The organism is Duganella sp. Root336D2 (assembly GCF_001425005.1).
GTDB lineage: Bacteria > Pseudomonadota > Gammaproteobacteria > Burkholderiales > Burkholderiaceae_D > Rugamonas.
In genome coordinates this window covers 477,740-494,918 of the sequence record NZ_LMDB01000001.1, presented here as the reverse complement: position 1 = coordinate 494,918, position 17,179 = coordinate 477,740, and the positions used below count along the sequence as shown (strand labels likewise).

The following is a 17,179-nucleotide window of genomic DNA, read 5'->3' as shown; positions in this document are numbered from 1 at the left end:
GACTCTCGACGAAAATCAACGGCCTAAAACCAACCCCTAGCGGTTGAGTTGACAGGGCTGACCCTGCGGGTCAGACCCTGGTTTACCGGTTTCCTAAGCCGCCCACAGGCGGCGTTCGCGCAGCAACGCCTCCAGTTGCTCCGCCGGCATCGGCCGCGCAAAGTAATACCCCTGCATCACATCACACCCCGCATCCGACAGGAAGGCCACCTGTTCCTCGGTCTCCACACCCTCCGCCACCACCGTCATATTCAGCGAATGCGCCATCGCAATGATCGCCTTCGCAATCGCCGCGCCATCGCCCGGCACTGCATTGACAAAGCTGCGGTCGATCTTGAGCTGGTCGATCGGGAAGCGTTTCAGGTAAGCCATTGACGAATACCCGGTCCCGAAATCGTCGATCGAGAGATGGATGCCGGCCGCCTGTATCTTGTGCAGCAAGGCGATATTGGCGTTCACGTTCTCCATCAACACGCCTTCGGTGATCTCCAGCTCCAGCAAGCGAGGCGGCAGGCCGGTCTCCATCAACAAGGCCTGCACCTCGTACATCAGCTGTGCATCCTTGGTCTGGCAAGCAGACACATTGACCGCGACGTGCTCGATGTCCTCCATCAAGCCTGCTTTGCGCCAAGCGGCGGCCTGCCGGATCGCCATTTGCAGCACCCAGCGGCCCAAGGGCACGATCACGCCGCTTTCTTCCGCCACCGGAATGAACTCCGCCGGGCTCACCATGCCGCCCAAAGCCGCGCAATGCCAGCGCACCAGCACCTCCATGCCGCACATGCGGCCAGTGCGCACGTCGATCTGCGGCTGGTAATGCAAGGACAGCTCGTTGTTCTGCAAGGCCTTGCGCAGGTTGGCCTCCAGCGCCAGGCGCTTGCTGGCTCTATGCGCCATCTCCTCGTGGAAGACTTCGTAGGCATTCTTGCCCTTGTTCTTGGCGTGGTACATCGCGATGTCGGCGCAGCGCACCACCGCCGCCGCATTCGGGGCATCCTTCGGATACACGCTGACGCCGATGCTGGCGCTGACAAACAGTTGATGGGTCTCGACCATGAAAGGCTCCGCCAGCGCGCGCAGGATCTTGCGGGCCACCTGGTCCGGTTCCAATTCATCGTCGGCCGGTTCAACGATCACCACGAATTCGTCGCCGCCGATGCGGCAGATGATGTCGGTGCTGCGTAGCATCTGCCCAAGTCGCTCGGCAACCTGGCGCAACAGCATGTCGCCAATATCATGGCCCAGGGTGTCGTTGACGACCTTGAAGTTGTCGAGGTCCAGCAGCAGCAGGCTGACGCTGGTCTCCTGGCGGTCCGCGCGCTTCAGGGCATGGGCCAGCCGGTCGTTGAACGCATTGCGGTTTGGCAGGCAGGTGACGGGATCGATATGCGCCAGCACGTGCAGGTTCTGCTCCGCCTGCGCTACCGCGACCCGCATGCGCCGCACCAGCAGCCATGCCAGTGCAAACGAACCCAGGGTGGCAAATGCAGTGAAAGTGGCGAAGGCCAGCGAACGCCGGTATAACGGCAGCAGGGTGGCTCGGATCGAAACGCTGCCGATAAGCTTGTGGTCGACTGTGATTGGCTCCTGCACTTCGATGTAGTCCATGCCGTATTCGTGCAGGGATTCGCCGGCCTCGCTGATCGGCAGCTCCGGCACTGGCGCGGCATTGCGGCGGAACTGCGCCAGCGGCGTGCTGCCGACAATGATGTTCGCGCTTTGCACGCTGGGCGAGGCGGACAGGCCGTTGAGAATTTCCTCCGCTGCGCGGGCGTCGCTGAAAAGCAGGGCGGCCGTGCTGTTGTTGCCAACAATGCGGGCTTGCACCTGCAGGTCGCGCAGCAAGGTGCTGCGCAGGGCCATAAACTGGAACACCACCATCAGCATGCCGGCCAGGCATAGTGCGGCGCCCGCCGCCAGCATGGTGGAACGGACTACCTTGCTGCCGATTGGCAACAGCGCGGTTTTGGCGCGCGACTTCATTGCACACTCCTTGCCAGCCGCAATAGCTTGGAACTGAGGGTCAGCCGCGCCTGGCGTACGGGCACCATGTCCACGTCGAAGCCCACGCGGCGATTATCGATACCAAAGGAAATCATGGCGCCGTTGGCGCCAATGATCCGGTCATCGGCGATGGTCAGCACGCTGCTGGTTGCCAGGTCATGCTTCAGCAGCGCCCACCGTTCGCGGTCCTGCGCGTCCAGCACCAATAAATGGCAGGTCGCCAGTTGCGCTCCGCCAGGCGTGGCCGGCAGCGTGCGCACCAAAACGCGATGCCCGTTGACCTGTTTCTCCTGCAAGCCGCTCAGTGCCGTCAGCAAGGCGTTGCCCTGGAAGACGCACAGGCGCAGCGGTGCATTGGCGGGCAGGGTGTCCGCAGGCCATTCGGTGAACAGCGCAAAGTTGAACAGTATGGCTGCTTTCAGTTCCGCCTCGTCCGCGCCAGCAGGAAGCTGGGCGCGCGCCTGCTCGCCTCCTATCACCAGCAGGAGCAGGAGGGCGAAAAGGTGGCGCATCATCAGTAGGCCGCCTTCAGCTTGAAGTAGACGCGGCGTCCATCCTGTTCCATGGAGCGTTGCCGGTAGCCCAGCGAAACAGGATCGGCGTAGTGGCGGTCGAACAGGTTTTGCACGCCGAACGAAGCGTCGAGGTGGCGCGTAAGACCGACGGAAAAGAGGTTCAGGTTGGCCAGCACAAAGCCGCCTGCCTCGCCGCCGCCAATCAGGCCGCGCGCGCTGACATACTGGCCTTCCACGCCTGCGTGCCAGGCGCCGGATAGGTGCCCAGTGGTATTCAGCTTTGCCAGCCAGCGCGGTGAATTGACTTCGCCGGCGGCGTTGCTCACCTGCTGCCGCGCCAGGCTGGCGCGCATCCTGGCCCCGTTGTTCCAGGAGCGTTCATATTCCATCTCCAGTCCGCGGGCGCGGTTGCGGCCGACATTGCGGAAGATCGGCAAGCCCAGCTCCTCGTCATCGACTTCGGTGATCAAGCCAGACGCCTGATTCGCATAGACGGTCAGCGTAAAGCGCGCGTTCGGGCCAAGCTGGCGCACCAGAGACAGCTCGTGGCTGCGAATTCTCTCGCGGCCGAGGTTTGGATTTGCCAGTTGGCCGCCTTGCCCGTCGATGCCGTAGAACAGCTCATAGCTGTTCGGGGCGCGGAAGGCGCTGCCGTAGATGGCCTTGAGCGTTGTCTCGCGCGCCACTTCGGCAATCAGCGCCAGGCGCGGGCTGAACACGCCGCCGGTGCTGGATTCCCTGTCATAACGCACTCCGGCGTTCAGCAGCAGGCCTTCTGCCAGCGTGATTTCGTCTTGCGCATAGATGCCCAGGCGTTTGCCGTATGCCACGTCGTCGAGGTAGACGATGCGCGGTTCGATATCGTAGTTCTGCAGCGTCAGTTTGCTGTTGTACTGGTATTCGGCGCCGACGACCAGTTTCTGCGTGGCCGTCAATTGCAGGAACAGGCTGGCTTCCGCGCCCCACCAGCGGGCGCGAGTCTGGTCAAGGTTGATCGAGCCGAATGGTTCGTTGTTGACGAAGAGTCCTTCGTAATGATAATCGCCGTGGAAGATGCGGCCTGTCAATTCGCCGTGCATCGGCAGCACCTGGCTGCGATAGCCAACTTCCGCCAGGCGCAGGCGATCCAGCGTCTGGCCGCCGGGGACGTTGAACGGTTGCCCGTAGGAGGCCGTGGCCATGCCCTTGGTGCGGGCGCCGTCCAGCAGCGTCATCGACCATTCGCCAAACTGTGCGCGTGCGAAGAGGTGGGTAATGCGTTCCCAGTCAAGCCCTTGCGCCGTGCCCTGGAATTCTGGGAAGTACAAATCGCGGCCATCGCTCAGGCCCCGGCTGGCCGACAACAGCAATTCTGCATCGCCATCGCGCCAGCCATAAGTTGCGCTGCCGGAGCGCGTGCCGGCCTGGCCCGCCTCCAGCATGGCGCGCGGTCCTTCCAGGTCCGCAGCGCGGCGCGTAATGACGTTGATCACGCCGAAAAATGCGTTGGCGCCGTAAATCGATGATCCCGGGCCTGGAACGAATTCGATGCGGTCCACCAGCTCCAGGTCGAGCGGAAATTCGCCGCCAAGCTGGGCCTGGTCGAATACCGGATCGTTGATGCGTGTGCCGTCAATCTGTAGCAGGAAGCGCGTGTTCAGGTCGCCCGAACGCAGGAAGCCGCGCGCGCCCAGGTAGCTGTAGCTGCGATCGTTGCTGGTGTACAGGCCGCGAATGCTGCGCAAGGCGTCTGCGAGCGTGCGCCATCCGTAGGCGCGAATATCGGCCGAAGTAAGGATGGTTACATTCGAAGGCGCTTGTGTCGCTTTCTGGTTAAAGCGCGAGGCGCTATACACCTCCATCGACATCAATTGCTCAAGCGGCAAAGTAGTCAAGTCGGCATCTTGCGCGCAAGCGTTCGCCGCCGCGAGCAGCAAGACTGCCAGCGGCCTGTAGAGGAGGCCTTGCAGTGCTGTGATTCTCATCCCGATGGTTTGTTTTTATCGTGTGTTCACATGGTGGCATTGCCCTGCGGGAATGTACAGCCCAGCAGGCCTGGCCGGCACCTTTAAACAACAACCGTTAGCTGTCGATCAACGCCCGCCACGTACTTGGCGCCTGGCCTGCGACCTGCTTGAAAGCGCGCCGGAAAACCACTTCATCGCTGAAACCGGTTTCAATCGCGACACGCCGCAAACTCACGTTAGGTTTTGCCAACATGCGCTTGGCCTGCGCGATGCGGCACTGAAGAATGTACTGCACCGGGGTGACCCCGAGCGCCGCGCTGAAACGCCGCGCCAGGTTGCGCTGGCTCATGGCGATGTGGCGCGCCACGTCATCGGGCGTGATGCCGGCGCAGCTATGTTGTTCGATATACCTTTGCGCCACCAGCATGCGTGCATCGCCATGTTCCTGCTGGCCGCCGGCGACGCCGATGCCCGCCAACTGGCGCGCCGAGTTCGCATAGCGAGCGAATTTCAAAGCCGCCGTCTCGCCATGGAAGCGGCTTACCAGATGCGCGCATGCATCGATGGTGGGCGTAATGCTGGCTGCTGTAATCAGCCTGCCATCGATAACGAGCGCTGCCTGCGGTGACAGGCGCACTGCCGGCCGCGTTGCTGCGATCGCGCGCCGGTCGGCCAGGTTGCAGGTGGCGTCGCGTCGATCGAGAAGGCCGGTCTCCGCCAGTATCCGCACGCCGCTTGCAGACGCCAGGATGCAGCCGCCGGCATCGTAATGCCTGGTGATCCAACGCAGCAGGGCAGGGCTTGCGGGCACGTCCCCGTAGAAGGAGGGCAGCACCAGTATGCCGGCCGGGAGGGCGTTGCGCAGGCTGCGTTCGGGTAGCAGAGCCGGCCCAGTAAAGGAACGCACCGGTTGCATGGTCGGTCCAACCAGCGATACCTCGAACATTGCTGCCGCTCGCAAATCAGGCTCACGAGCATTCAAAGTGCCAGCAACCGCCAACAACTCGCGAATCAGCATGACGCCGCCCGCCCAGCAATTGTGGTCAATGTAAATGCTTGTCGTGATGGCTGAAAAAGTATGTGACATGGCGAATAATGTACCATGCGTCCGACATGCCGGGGCTAGGATGGCTGCATGAACATCCTCTCCTACATTGACAAGCAAGAGCTCCGTGCCTTCACCACGGCCGACAACTGGCGCGCCACCGGCGTCGTGATCGTCAACGTGGCGCTGGTCGCCGCAGGCTTCGCGCTCCCTGCGCTGTGGCATCACCCGGTTGCATGGATCCTTGCCAGTGTGCTGCTCACAGGCCGCGCGCTTGGCTTCGCGATCCTGACGCACGATGCCGCACACGAAAACTTCTTCACCTCGCGCGGCGTGAACCAGTGGATGGGGAAATGGATTTTCGGCGCTTTACCGAATGTGCCTTACGCCGCTTACCGGCGCGGTCACCTTGATCACCACCGCAGGGCAGGCACCGGTGATGACCCGGACCTGGCCTTCGTCACCAGCTATCCCGCGACGCGGGCCAGCCTTCTGCGCAAACTGCTGCGCGACATCTCCGGAGTCAATGGTGTGAAAGGGATCGCCTACCAGTTCCGGCCAACCGATCGTGGCGCGCTGTATCCGGTGTTCGTGATGCACGGGATGATTTTCACCGTACTGTGGGCGCTGGGAGTGCCCCAAGTCTATGGTTGCTGGTGGCTGGGGCAGTTGTTCGTCTTCCCGCTACTGGTCCGCCTGCGCGTGATGGGGGAGCATGGCGGCGTCCCCGACCACATGGACCGCGACCCGCGCCGGAATACAGCCACCACTTTAGCTGGCCCGCTTGCGCGCTTGCTGGTCGCGCCCAATTTCGTCAACTACCACGTCGAACATCACATGGCCGCAACCGTACCTGGCTACAAACTGCCAGCGCTGCATAAGGTGCTACGTGAACGTGGTTACTTCGAAGGCACCTCGTGCCTCGCCACATCGTATTGGGCCGTAATCCTCCGCTGTACTGCCACAAATGGAAACGCGGCGGTACGCCGCATTAGCGGCGCCCGCGGCGCCTTGGACAATATGCGCTGATGAACTTTGACTTAAACCGAACTACTTTCAATAGTCGGGGAATCGTCTTTTCGAACATTAATGTAGACGCCGACGGGTCAATATGACCGCTGCCGGCGACTGTCAGAATATCTTCGTCATAAAGTTATTCGCCAGGGTCGTTACCGACTTCTGGCTCGCGCATTACCGTTGGCGCGGGCGAATCGTGAGATTCAAACTCGCCTGGATCGTTCTCTACTTCAGGGTCCACATCGAACTCTACCGCATCGGAATCCTTGAAGCGGATTGTCAGACTTAAGACTTCTCTAAAAGTATTGGCATCTGTCAACACCATTACTTTTCCGCTTTGGCTAATGGTGGGTGGACTGATTTGCTCGGGCTTCTTGCCAGTAACTTTAACCGATTTGAACTTCACGCCTGACGGGGTTGGCGTCACGAGTTCATAGCTCAAAATAGTATCGGGTTGGGTCGCTTTGATCTTTTCCGGGGTAAAGGTTGTAATGTATTTTACTTTTTTCGACGTTGGGTCGATCTCAGGAGTCGCAACAACTTGGACCTGAATAACCGGTGCCGTAGCCGGTGAGTTTTGGATTTTTGTCATGGGAGTCCCTTTTCTTTGTTTATTGCGACGATATGATTCGAAGATAGCGCTCGTCACGGTACGCTATTTGATTTAATTTCTCCCTGTCTTCGGCAAGCTCTTCGCGGTTTCCCAAGCATTGGTTGGCGATCGCCGATGGAACGATGAAATGAAAATCGCGAAGATCGCCATTCGAAGATTTCAAAGTGCTCAGCGCCTTACGGCAGTCGTCTTGAGACTCCGATGTTTTCCAGCCACGAGCGTGTGCTTGCCCAAGCAGCGCAAGAACGTAGTTTTCAAGTAGCAGCGCATCAGATTTGTTTTTTCCAAGCAGGCCCTCAAGTTCGGTTATTGCTGCGCTGAAACGGTTCGTTGCATCGGGAGCTTGCTTGGCCGCAAGCAACACCTCGCCCTTGAGCGCGTTGATTCTTCCTTTGAGTGCTCCTGCTCGGGCCATTTGCGGTTCATTGCTATGGATGCTTGAAATGCTCTTGAGTAGCGTATCCAGGCTAGACATTGTAGGGTTGAGTTCGCCCGCAATTAGCCCTTCGCGAATGATTCGCAACTGGTTTTCCGCCAAAGTGTAAAACCAGTCTTGGTTGCTTGGATCTTGTTGAACCAGATGGGTGAGAAGCACATTTGCTTCCTGATACTTCTTGATTCCCTGGACTGAATGGCCCATCGCCACGCTAAGTTCACCTTGAAAGCGTAACGTGTTACTAAGCCTTAACCGCCAAGTTGCATCGTTCGGAGACTGTGCAAGCAATTCCTGAAGCAATTGCACAGACTGAGCATACAGCTCGTATGCCTTGGTGAGGTGTCCGAGCCTAACCTCCACCGCCGCGAGTCCGACAATGCTGTTGGCTAAACCACCCGAAAGCTCGGCGTTTTTTCGCCTTTTCAGTGCCTTTTCTTTGAGTTGCACAGAAGTGGAAAAATACGACGCAGCGCTTTCCAAGTTGCCTTGACGTAGCGCAAGGGTTCCAAGATTGCTGTGGCTGTAAGCTAGCTCGATTATTGCATCGACGTTTTCAGGCGCGATCGCAAGCCACCGTTCGCTTACCGTTCTGTATTCGTTGAAATAGCGTTCGGCGTTTCCGAAATCTCTTTGCTTCAGGTGAACCAACCCGAGCCAATAAGCATTCGTGCCTAAGCTTTTGAGATGTGCTTCCTGATTTCGGTCCGACAAACCCTGTGATTGCAAGAGCTCGCGTGCAGTTAACAATGCCTCTTTAGCTTTCGCAGGCGTCGCCCGTGAGAGGTTTACCTCCGCGATGACTTGTAACGCTTTTGCGCGTTGTGCCACGGATTCTGGAGTCGTTGCAGAATGTTTGGTAGTTGTAAGGTACTGAAGCGCCCTTGAACTAACGTCATCCAACAGCTCCAGTCTTCCTAGCGGCCTTACTTTCTCGACGAAGTCGCCAAGCATATACCCCATTAATCCTTCTGCTTCAATTCGGTGCTCTTCAGACTCACGTTGTGAATTTCGCGCGCTAATTCCAAGAACTGCGGAGAGGATGGCCAGCAGGACAATAATTGAAATCACTGTGATATTGATGCGTTCACGGATCTTTGCGCGCGCAATGGATTGCCGAATGAAATCGAGCTCAAGTGGTGCAAGCGCAAAATCTTGTAAGTGCAAAAGTTCTGCAGCTTGGTGCGTTTGCATACCTTGGGGTATGAGAAGGTCTGAACGGCGCTCTGCATGTTGCCATCGCTCGGCCTGCCCATGTAATCGAGTTCGTAGTTGCAGTGCTTGACGGTGACCATCGATCCACGCAGATACTCGCGGCCAGCGACGCAGTAAGGCTTCATGGGCTACGCCAAAGCTTGGAACTTCGCCAGCCAATTCACTTACGAAGAGGCGTGCCTCAACCATCACTCGCACCAGTTCACGCTCATCTTCGGTGCGTAGCATAGAAAGCGGGCTGCGACGAGAGGTGACCGAGGCCTGATCCTCGCCAATATTTACCAACAACGAGAGAACGCGAGGCAGCGCGCCCAGCTGTACTTCGGTTAGGCCACTAACCACTTGTTCGGCCCGGACTCCGACTGCGCCGTCGATCCCACCGAGTTCTTGATACACGGAAAACTGTAGTTGCCCATTCTCATTTCGTTGCCGATACAGCTCGTTTAAACAGTATTGAAGTAGCGGTAAAGTGTCAGGGTTCCCACGGGCAGCATCACAAAGTACATCGTCAAGGCTGGCTCCGGTCGCTTCGTCTTTTTCGAAAGTCAGGCTGGCCGCCAACGCTGGTTGACGAACGATCTGAGCAAAATCCGCGCCGTCCGGTGCCAGTACGTCGAAATGGCCGCCGCGTGATTTCAGCGCAAGCAAAATTGGCTGCGCCATCACCTCGGGATAGAAGTCGTTTCGGCAGGCCATCAGCATCAGCAGGCAATTCGATTTCGCGAGGCATTCGATAACTTCCATGAAGCGGTCGGCTTCACCGGGTTGCGCACGGAAGACTGCTTCGAGCCGGTCGATGAATACCCCGACCGAAGCGCGGGGACATGCGCGTGCTTGTAACTCGGCGGCCACGGCGTCAGGATCGGAAACCAAGCGCTGGCCCAGGCTGTCGGCGCTGGCCCCGGGGAAAAGCGGCTCGCCGTTAATGTCGGCGTCGATCAAGGCGCCAGCCAGCGCCTGGAACAGGGTACCGCTGCCAAGGTCGGCGCAGTCGAGGTAGACAGTGCTGGATAGCCCGACCGGTTCGTCGGAGCGGATGGCGCCGGCCATTAACTGTGGCAGCAGCCCAGCGCGGACCAGCGAAGTCTTTCCGGAGCCGGAAGGTCCGAGTACCAGTGCCATGGGGCAACCATGGGCGGCTTGGGTCAGAACCAGCTCACGCAGCTGGGCAGTCGCTTGCACGCGGCCGAAGAAAATGGCTGCGTGGTTTTCCTGAAATGACTCAAGGCCACGGAATGGTGAACCGCCTTCCCAGGTTGTAGAGGGCGGGGCGGCGAAGGTGATGACGGGCGCGATGGCGCGATAGCCGCGCTTGCGGATCGTTTCAATATAGCGCGGTTCGGTGCTCGAATCGCCAAAGGCGCGGCGCAATTGGGTGATGGCCTTGTGGACCGGATTATCGCCCAGTTCATTGCTTCCCCAGCAAGCCTGCAGGATCTCTTCCGCCGGAATTACCGCCCCCGGATGGCGGCAAAGATAGCGCAACACCGCCATCACGCGCGGTTCGAGTTGCGTCTTGGCATCCCCATTGCTGACGAGATTGGCTTCTGGACTGACTAACCAGTCGCCGAATTGAAACTCCATGGCCTGTTCAACCTTCTTCTTATCTGTCTCTTATAAATCAATGACTTAGAAACCTTCCGGAGCAATTCTTCCGGTCCGGAAGGTTTCCTTCCGGCCTTCGGAAGATTTCCGGAAGGCGAGGGAAGGCTTTTTTTCTTACATTGCAGTCATTGCCAAACGGCCAAATCTTAACATTCTTAAAAGCAAAAATGGTCACAACTAAAGCGGTATTTTTTGAAATCGGGGCTGACACCACGACTTCAGTGCAACAGCTCTCCGCCAGCTGGTTCACCTCTGGAAAGTTGCTGGAAAGCACGATTGACGCCATGCGCGCCGCCGGGGAGTTTCCTAATGAGATACGTTACGGCAGCATGGAAGTGGGCAGCCTGGCGCTTGGCGGGGAAGGCGAGGATAAGGTTGAGCTGCGTCCGGTCGAGATCCGTTATGACTCCTCGGCACCAAACACTGCCCATCTGACACTGACCCTTTCGTCCGGGAATTTGCGCTTTTACAACGCCTATGGCCGGCGCGAGATCCTGCGTCAGTCGGTCGCTGGCTGGCGCCTGGAGTTCACTGCTGCGGTCAATGAATATGGCGGCCTGGTGCTGCAAGCGGCCCTGTGTGATGTAGATAAATCTCACATGCCGTGCGACAACGGCCCGCTGAAGGAATTCTTTATCACTGCAGTTGGCAACTGGTTGCGCACCCTGGCGCCGGCCGTGCTCAACAAAACGGCAATGCGCCGCGCGGTGATCGAACGCGACAGCTTCCTGCGCCAATACATTTACCCAATGGTGGTGGAGAAGCTGCAGCGTCGCCTGGACTCCTTGCCAGACTATGTCGCCTCGCGCGAGGGAGTGGCTCAGGTCAATTCGCAGGACTGCCAGAACGAGAAATCCGGCGTCGAGGCGTCACTCAGGAATGGCTTGCGCGCCCGCTTCATCCGTAATAGCAATGGCTGGATCTATCGCGACCACGTGCTGCTGAACTGGCAGGAGGCCAACCGTACCTTGCATGACCGCGAGTCGGAGCAGGACTTGCAATGCATGGTGACCATGGGCCGCCAAGCCGGCCCGGACGGCGTGCCGCGCCCGACCATCGATATCAGCAGCGTGCTGGGCCGCTATGAATGGGACAGCGTGAAGCAGGAATTGCCGCTGTCGCGCCAGCGCAGCTATATGGGCAAGGCCTGGGCGCGTGCCACCCTGCAATGGTCGCTGCGCTTGCAGTGGCTGGTGGAGAACGGCCGGGTAGGCGTTGCCGCGCTGGCGCGCAAGGGTGTGCCGGCCACCGATGCCGGGACCACGGGCATTTACGTGGTGTCGGACCCGCTGCCGCACTTGCTGAATGTGCAGCGCATGAACCTGTGGTGGGAAGGCAATGCCGCCAGCCTGGCCGCGGTTCAACAGGATATTGCCGGTTTCCTGGCAACGGCTACCGGCGACATGTTTGCCGCCGTTGCCGAGGGACTGGCCCCAGGGCGCAAGCTGGGTTGCCGTGACTTGCGCATCAACGAGTCTGGTGACATAGAAATCGAACTGGGGGAATGAAGCATGTCTGTGCTGATGACATCTGCGCCTGTGGCGCAGGTCCGGAAATGGGGTGGCGCCAATGCATCGGGCGCCCTGAGTTTTGCTGCCGCGCGCGTGGCGCGCATTGTGCTGCAACGGGAGCCGATGGCGAGCGAAGCGCTGTCGTGGACTACTTTGTATAGTTGCCAGGGCGAGGCCGTGCGCGGCCGCGCCGAGTTGGCGCTGCAATTGCTGGCGCGCCCGGAACTGGCGGAGCTGGATGTGAAGGAACGCCTGCTGCGGGCCTATAACGCGGTGTTCGACCGCTACGATGCGTCGCAGCCGGCTGACATGGCGTACTGGCGCAGCCAGGTGACGTCCGGCCGCGACCTGCCGGCACTGGTGCGGCAGGAGCTGGTGCCGCTATACGAATCGGGCTATCGTTCCAGCCCTTGCGCAGCGCCCGCCATGGCGCGTTCACCGCTGTTCGTGGTGCGCGACGCCTCCGGCTTGCCGCTGGTGTTCACGGTCGGAGCCAATCGTTCGCTGTATATGTTCCGTCGCACGCCATTCGGGCGCTGGTCGCAGACGGACCTGAGCGGCATGTTGCCCTTGAACAAACCGGGCAAGGTGCAGGCGCTGGACGTGCAGCAGTCGCCCGATGGCACGATCGCACTGGCGCTGGCGGTCGCGCCCTGGGCCAGCGGCGGCGGGCCGACTTTGCATGTGGCGGTCGGCATCCCTAACCACCTCGACGAAGCTGCCTGGGTGGAGACGATGCGCGGCATGGCGCCGCGCCATGTGCCGGAAGTGGAGCACGATGTAACGCGCATTTCGTTTGGCTTGCTGCAATCGGGTGCGGTCCCGATGGTGCTGGTGACGGCAGCGAACACCTGGTATTTCAACGCTGCGGTCGAAGGTCCGCTGACAGCATGGGAGGAGCAGGATGGCGCGGATTCGCTGGCGACGGCAATCGGCAGCTATCGCGTTCCGGGCGCCTGGCGCTTGAACGATACGCCTTGCGGCCGCACGCTGCGCTTCAATAGCTTTGCGCGCGCCGCGTCGTGGGGTATTGCGATCGACTACCAGGGCTTGCCGCGCCGTGCGACCAACCTGCACCTGGCACCGTCCAACGTTCCGAACGTGCCGGATGTGTTTGTGGCAGGCGAGAGCATCGTGGTCTATCGCGGCGGGCAGTCGGTCCCGCAACCGGTTGCCAATATCGGCGGTGCTTGCGTGGTGTGGAGCGAAGCGAGCCCGATTGGCGAGCACCTGGCTTACGGCGACGGTGCTGGCGGGCTGTGGCTCGTGTGCCGGAAGCAGGGCGGCCACTGGGGCATGCCGGTACCGATTGCCACCACGCTGGTGATGGCAGCCCTGATAGCGGCGCCGAACCACGGCGGGGTGCATGCAATCGGCATCACGCCCGGTGGCGCTCTGGCCTGGCTGCGGTTTAATTCCGATGGCGCCCAGGTTGGAGCGGAAGAAATTACCCAGGCCGCAGTCTGGGATGACGAAGCGCAGGATGTGCAGCGCGCTGCGCGGGTGGCGCGCAGCGTAGCTTAAGGCTTGTCGCGCACCAGGAGTGCGTCGGCGATGCTGGCGATCCAGCAAGCGAGCAGGATCCAGCCTGCAATGGAGGCGCCGGGTACGATGCTGGCTTTGGTCAGGCGCTGGGTAATGGCGATGGGGTCGGGCGCCAGGACGCCGCTCAGGGCTTCATCCATCAGCACCGAGGTGGCTTTCCACAGGCCGTACATCAGCCAGGAGAACGCCGCCAGCGCCGGCAGCATGAAGACCAGGCCGCGGACAGTGCGTTTCTGCACGAGCAGTTGGCCAAGGCCGGGGAAGCCAAGTCCTGAAAACAGGGCTGCTTTATTAGATTGCTTCATTCAGATTCCATTAAAAAAACGCCGGCACCTCACGGTACCGGCGTTTGGCGTTTCAGGCAAGCGTTCGCTTATGCGTAGTCGCTGACCGGGATGCAGGCGCAGAACAGGTTACGGTCGCCGTACACGTTGTCGGCGCGGCCGACTGGCGGCCAGTACTTCTGCTTGCGCAGCGATGGTACCGGGTAGGCTGCCACTTCGCGGCTGTACTTGCGGTCCCACTTGTCGGACAGCAGCACTTCCGCCGTGTGCGGGGCAAACTTCAGCGGGTTGTCCAGCTTGTCGAACTCGCCCGATTCCACTTTGGCGATTTCGGCGCGGATGGCGACCATGGCGTCGATGAAGCGGTCCAGTTCAACCTTGGACTCGGATTCGGTCGGCTCGATCATCAGCGTGCCTGGAACAGGGAAGCTCATGGTCGGCGCGTGGAAGCCGAAGTCCATCAGGCGCTTGGCCACGTCTTCGTTGCTGATGCCGGTGGCGTCAGTCAGCGGACGCAGGTCCAGGATGCACTCGTGCGCTACCAGGCCGTCGTGGCCCGAGTACAGGACCGGGAAGTGCGGCGCCAGGCGGCGTGCAACGTAGTTGGCGTTCAGGATCGCGGTTTCTGTTGCGGCGGTCAGGCCTTCACCGCCCATCATGGCGATGTACATCCAGGAGATAGGCAGGATCGATGCGGAGCCGAACGGTGCGGCCGAAATCGAGCCGATGCCGTCTTCGCTGCGCACGTAGCCGTTGGAGCGCTGGTTAGGCAGGAACTTGGCCAGGTGTGCGCCAACGCCGATCGGGCCGACGCCTGGGCCGCCACCGCCGTGCGGGATGCAGAAGGTCTTGTGCAGGTTCAGGTGCGATACGTCGCCGCCGAACGCGCCTGGGCCGGCTACGCCAACCAGTGCGTTCATGTTGGCGCCGTCAACATACACCTGGCCGCCGTGCGAGTGGATGATTTCGCACAGTTCGGTGATGCCGTCTTCGAACACGCCGTGGGTGGAAGGATAGGTCACCATCACGCATGCCAGGTTCTTGGAATGCTGTTCCGCCTTGGCTTTCAGGTCGGCCAGGTCGACGTTGCCCTTGTCGTCGCAGGCAGTAACGACAACCTGCATGCCCACCATGGCGGCCGATGCAGGGTTGGTGCCGTGTGCCGAGGATGGGATCAGGCAGATGTTGCGGTGGCCTTCGCCACGGGACTCGTGGTACTTCTTGATCACCAGCAGGCCGGCGTATTCGCCTTGCGAGCCGGCGTTAGGCTGCAGCGAGACAGCGGCGTAGCCGGTCACGGCGCACAGCATTTCTTCCAGCTGGGCGATCATTTCTCGGTAGCCGACGGTCTGGTCGTTTGGCGCGAATGGGTGGATGGTCGAGAACTCCGGCCAGGTCACCGGGATCATTTCGCTGGTGGCGTTCAGCTTCATGGTGCAGGAACCCAGCGGGATCATAGTGCGGTCCAGCGCCAGGTCCTTGTCGGCCAGGGAGCGCAGGTAGCGCAGCATTTCGGTTTCGCTGTGGTAGCGGTTGAAGGTCGGGTGCTCCAGGTACGCGGAGGTACGCACCAGCGCTTCAGGGAAGCTGGTGCCGACCGCTGCCTCCACTGCGTCGAAGTCAGGGGCAGCCTTGCCGCCGCTGAACACGTTCCACAGTGCGGCCAGGGTGTCGCGGTCGCAGGTTTCGTCGAGCGATACGCCGACGTGCTTGGCGTCGATCTTGCGCAGGTTGATGCCGGCGGCAACAGCGGCGGCGTGCAGCGCGTCGGCCTTGTCGGTGGCGACGGTCAGGGTGTCGAAGAAGGATTCGTTGACCGAGTAGCCCAGGGACTTCAGGTTGGCAGCCAGGATGCCGGCGTAGCGGTGGGTGCGTTCGGCGATCTGCTTCAGGCCTTTAGGGCCGTGGTAGACGGCGTACATGGAAGCCATCACGGCCAGCAGCACCTGTGCGGTACAGATGTTGGAGGTCGCTTTTTCGCGGCGGATGTGCTGTTCGCGGGTCTGCAGGGCCAGGCGGTAAGCCTTATTGCCGTTCTGGTCCACGGTCACGCCCACCAGGCGGCCCGGCATGGAGCGCTTGTACTCGTCGCGGGTCGCCATGTAGCCGGCGTGCGGGCCGCCAAAGCCCAGCGGTACGCCGAAGCGCTGCGAGTTGCCGACTACCACGTCGGCGCCCCATTCGCCCGGAGGGGTCAGCATGGTCAGGGCCAGCAGGTCGGCGGCAACGATCACCATGGCGCCGGAAGCTTTAACGGTTTCAACGGCGGCGCGGTAGTCGCGCACAACGCCGTTCACGCCCGGGTACTGCAGCAGCACGCCGAAGGCGTCGGTGACGCCGGCCAGTTCGGACGGGTCGAAGGTCTTGACGGTGATGCCCAGCGGCTCGGCGCGGGTCTGCACCACTTCCAGGGTCTGCGGCAGCACGTCGTTGGCGACGTAGAAGGTGTTCGACTTGGACTTGCCGACGCGCTGGATCAGGGTCATGGCTTCGGCAGCGGCGGTGCCTTCGTCCAGCATGGACGAGTTGGCGATGGCCATGCCGGTCAGGTCGATCAGCACCTGCTGGAAGTTCAGGATCGCTTCCAGGCGGCCCTGGGAGATCTCTGGCTGGTACGGGGTGTAGGCGGTGTACCAGGCCGGATTTTCGAAGATGTTACGCAATACCACGCCCGGGGTGTGGGCGTTGTAGTAGCCCTGGCCGATCAGGGATTTCAGCACCTTGTTCTTGGAGGCGATGCCTCTCAGCTTGGCCAGCGCTTCGTTTTCCGGCAGCGGCTGGATGAATTGGCCAAGGGGCAGGGCGCTCTTGTTGCGGATGCCTGGCGGGACGATGGCGTCGATCAGGGCGGCGCGGCTTGCGTAGCCGAGCACGTCCAGCATCTGCTGCTGTTCTGCGGCTTCCGGGCCGATGTGGCGGGCGATGAAAGCATCGCGGGCTTCAAGTTGGGTCAGGCTGGTGCGGGTCATGGTGGGAAATCTCTTGGCCAGAATGTGAAAAGGGCCCGCACACAGCGGGCCCGATAATGCAGTAATTAGTGCGCTACGTTGCCGTAAGCAGTTGCGTCCAGCAGGCCGTTGATGGCGCCGGCATCGCTAGGCTTGATCTTGAACAGCCAGTTCGCGTAAGCGTCGGCGTTGATCGATTCAGGTGCGCCGACCACGGCGTCGTTTACGGCAACCACTTCGCCCGAAACCGGGGCGTAGATGTCGGAAGCGGCTTTCACCGATTCCACCACGGCAGCGTCGTCGCCGGCGGTGAAGGATGCGCCTACTTTTGGCAGCTCGACGAACACGATGTCGCCCAGGGCATCTTGCGCGAATTCGGTGATGCCGACGGTCACGGTGCCGTCTGCTTCAGCGCGTACCCACTCGTGGGACTCGGTGTACTTCAGGTCTGCTGGAATGTTGCTCATATTGGCTCCAAGGCTAAGGTTATTGTTTGGT

12 protein-coding genes are annotated in these 17,179 nt (G+C 60.7%); 3 read left to right on the top strand and 9 right to left on the bottom strand.

The genetic code is table 11. From position 1 onward, the window contains the following. Positions 1–93: 93 nt before the first annotated feature. The 4 genes from ASD07_RS01925 to ASD07_RS30610 all read right to left on the bottom strand — a co-directional run bounded on the left by ASD07_RS01925 (position 94) and on the right by ASD07_RS30610 (position 5,411). On the bottom strand, positions 94–1,983 hold the full coding sequence (locus tag ASD07_RS01925; RefSeq protein WP_055924335.1) for a bifunctional diguanylate cyclase/phosphodiesterase: 1,890 nt from the start codon (positions 1,981–1,983) through the stop codon (positions 94–96). After that, on the bottom strand, positions 1,980–2,519 hold the full coding sequence (locus ASD07_RS01920) for a YfiR family protein (RefSeq protein WP_055924332.1): 540 nt from the start codon (positions 2,517–2,519) through the stop codon (positions 1,980–1,982). Before ASD07_RS01920 ends, ASD07_RS01925 begins: the two co-directional genes overlap by 4 nt. Further along, positions 2,519–4,483 (bottom strand): TonB-dependent siderophore receptor, encoded by a 1,965-nt coding sequence (locus tag ASD07_RS01915; RefSeq protein ID WP_082507054.1) that lies wholly within the window; start codon positions 4,481–4,483, stop codon positions 2,519–2,521. The genes ASD07_RS01920 and ASD07_RS01915 overlap by 1 nt, the downstream gene beginning before the upstream one ends. A gap of 97 nt (positions 4,484–4,580) precedes the next feature. Beyond that, positions 4,581–5,411, bottom strand: coding sequence for a GlxA family transcriptional regulator (locus ASD07_RS30610; RefSeq protein WP_055924329.1), 831 nt, complete (start codon positions 5,409–5,411; stop codon positions 4,581–4,583). A 189-nt stretch (positions 5,412–5,600) separates the two neighbouring features. Here ASD07_RS30610 and ASD07_RS01905 point away from each other — a divergent pair, with 189 nt between their 5' ends. Next, a complete protein-coding gene (locus ASD07_RS01905; RefSeq protein WP_055924326.1) occupies positions 5,601–6,539 on the top strand; it encodes a fatty acid desaturase family protein in 939 nt (312 codons plus the stop codon). Positions 6,540–6,663: 124 nt separating this feature from the next. Here the strand turns inward: ASD07_RS01905 and ASD07_RS30605 are convergent, their stop codons facing one another. Together ASD07_RS30605 and ASD07_RS01895 are read right to left on the bottom strand one after the other, a co-directional pair. Continuing rightward, a complete protein-coding gene (locus ASD07_RS30605; protein WP_156397815.1) occupies positions 6,664–7,119 on the bottom strand; it encodes a hypothetical protein in 456 nt (151 codons plus the stop codon). 19 nt (positions 7,120–7,138) lie between these two features. Beyond that, positions 7,139–10,372: a winged helix-turn-helix domain-containing protein gene (locus ASD07_RS01895; protein ID WP_055924320.1), complete on the bottom strand. Its 3,234-nt coding sequence runs from the start codon at positions 10,370–10,372 to the stop codon at positions 7,139–7,141. Between the two features lie 188 nt (positions 10,373–10,560). Here ASD07_RS01895 and ASD07_RS01890 point away from each other — a divergent pair, with 188 nt between their 5' ends. Further along, positions 10,561–11,901: a hypothetical protein gene (locus ASD07_RS01890; RefSeq protein WP_156397814.1), complete on the top strand. Its 1,341-nt coding sequence runs from the start codon at positions 10,561–10,563 to the stop codon at positions 11,899–11,901. Positions 11,902–11,904: 3 nt separating this feature from the next. Next, positions 11,905–13,428 carry a hypothetical protein gene (locus tag ASD07_RS01885; RefSeq protein WP_055924315.1) on the top strand — a complete coding sequence of 508 codons (1,524 nt, stop codon included), beginning with the start codon at positions 11,905–11,907 and terminating at the stop codon, positions 13,426–13,428. Here ASD07_RS01885 and ASD07_RS01880 read toward each other — a convergent pair. From ASD07_RS01880 to gcvH, 3 genes are all read right to left on the bottom strand, one after another. Next, positions 13,425–13,754 carry a hypothetical protein gene (locus ASD07_RS01880; RefSeq protein ID WP_055924312.1) on the bottom strand — a complete coding sequence of 110 codons (330 nt, stop codon included), beginning with the start codon at positions 13,752–13,754 and terminating at the stop codon, positions 13,425–13,427. The two genes, ASD07_RS01885 and ASD07_RS01880, sit on opposite strands and share 4 nt — an antisense overlap. Before the next feature lie 68 nt (positions 13,755–13,822). Continuing rightward, complete coding sequence (gcvP, locus tag ASD07_RS01875) at positions 13,823–16,702, bottom strand: aminomethyl-transferring glycine dehydrogenase (protein ID WP_055924309.1); 2,880 nt, start codon at positions 16,700–16,702, stop codon at positions 13,823–13,825. Between the two features lie 65 nt (positions 16,703–16,767). Continuing rightward, a complete protein-coding gene (gene gcvH, locus ASD07_RS01870; RefSeq protein ID WP_055924307.1) occupies positions 16,768–17,148 on the bottom strand; it encodes a glycine cleavage system protein GcvH in 381 nt (126 codons plus the stop codon). Positions 17,149–17,179 lie beyond the last annotated feature (31 nt).

Coding starts and splice junctions, on each gene's coding strand:
- ASD07_RS30605 (WP_156397815.1), bottom strand. CDS start 7,119: ATGACAAAAATCCAAAACTCACCGGCTACGGCACCGGTTATTCAGGTC.
- ASD07_RS30610 (WP_055924329.1), bottom strand. CDS start 5,411: ATGTTCGAGGTATCGCTGGTTGGACCGACCATGCAACCGGTGCGTTCC.
- ASD07_RS01880 (WP_055924312.1), bottom strand. CDS start 13,754: ATGAAGCAATCTAATAAAGCAGCCCTGTTTTCAGGACTTGGCTTCCCC.
- ASD07_RS01915 (WP_082507054.1), bottom strand. CDS start 4,483: ATGAGAATCACAGCACTGCAAGGCCTCCTCTACAGGCCGCTGGCAGTC.
- ASD07_RS01895 (WP_055924320.1), bottom strand. CDS start 10,372: ATGGAGTTTCAATTCGGCGACTGGTTAGTCAGTCCAGAAGCCAATCTC.
- ASD07_RS01920 (WP_055924332.1), bottom strand. CDS start 2,519: ATGATGCGCCACCTTTTCGCCCTCCTGCTCCTGCTGGTGATAGGAGGC.
- gcvP (WP_055924309.1), bottom strand. CDS start 16,702: ATGACCCGCACCAGCCTGACCCAACTTGAAGCCCGCGATGCTTTCATC.
- ASD07_RS01925 (WP_055924335.1), bottom strand. CDS start 1,983: ATGAAGTCGCGCGCCAAAACCGCGCTGTTGCCAATCGGCAGCAAGGTA.
- ASD07_RS01905 (WP_055924326.1), top strand. CDS start 5,601: ATGAACATCCTCTCCTACATTGACAAGCAAGAGCTCCGTGCCTTCACC.
- ASD07_RS01885 (WP_055924315.1), top strand. CDS start 11,905: ATGTCTGTGCTGATGACATCTGCGCCTGTGGCGCAGGTCCGGAAATGG.
- ASD07_RS01890 (WP_156397814.1), top strand. CDS start 10,561: ATGGTCACAACTAAAGCGGTATTTTTTGAAATCGGGGCTGACACCACG.
- gcvH (WP_055924307.1), bottom strand. CDS start 17,148: ATGAGCAACATTCCAGCAGACCTGAAGTACACCGAGTCCCACGAGTGG.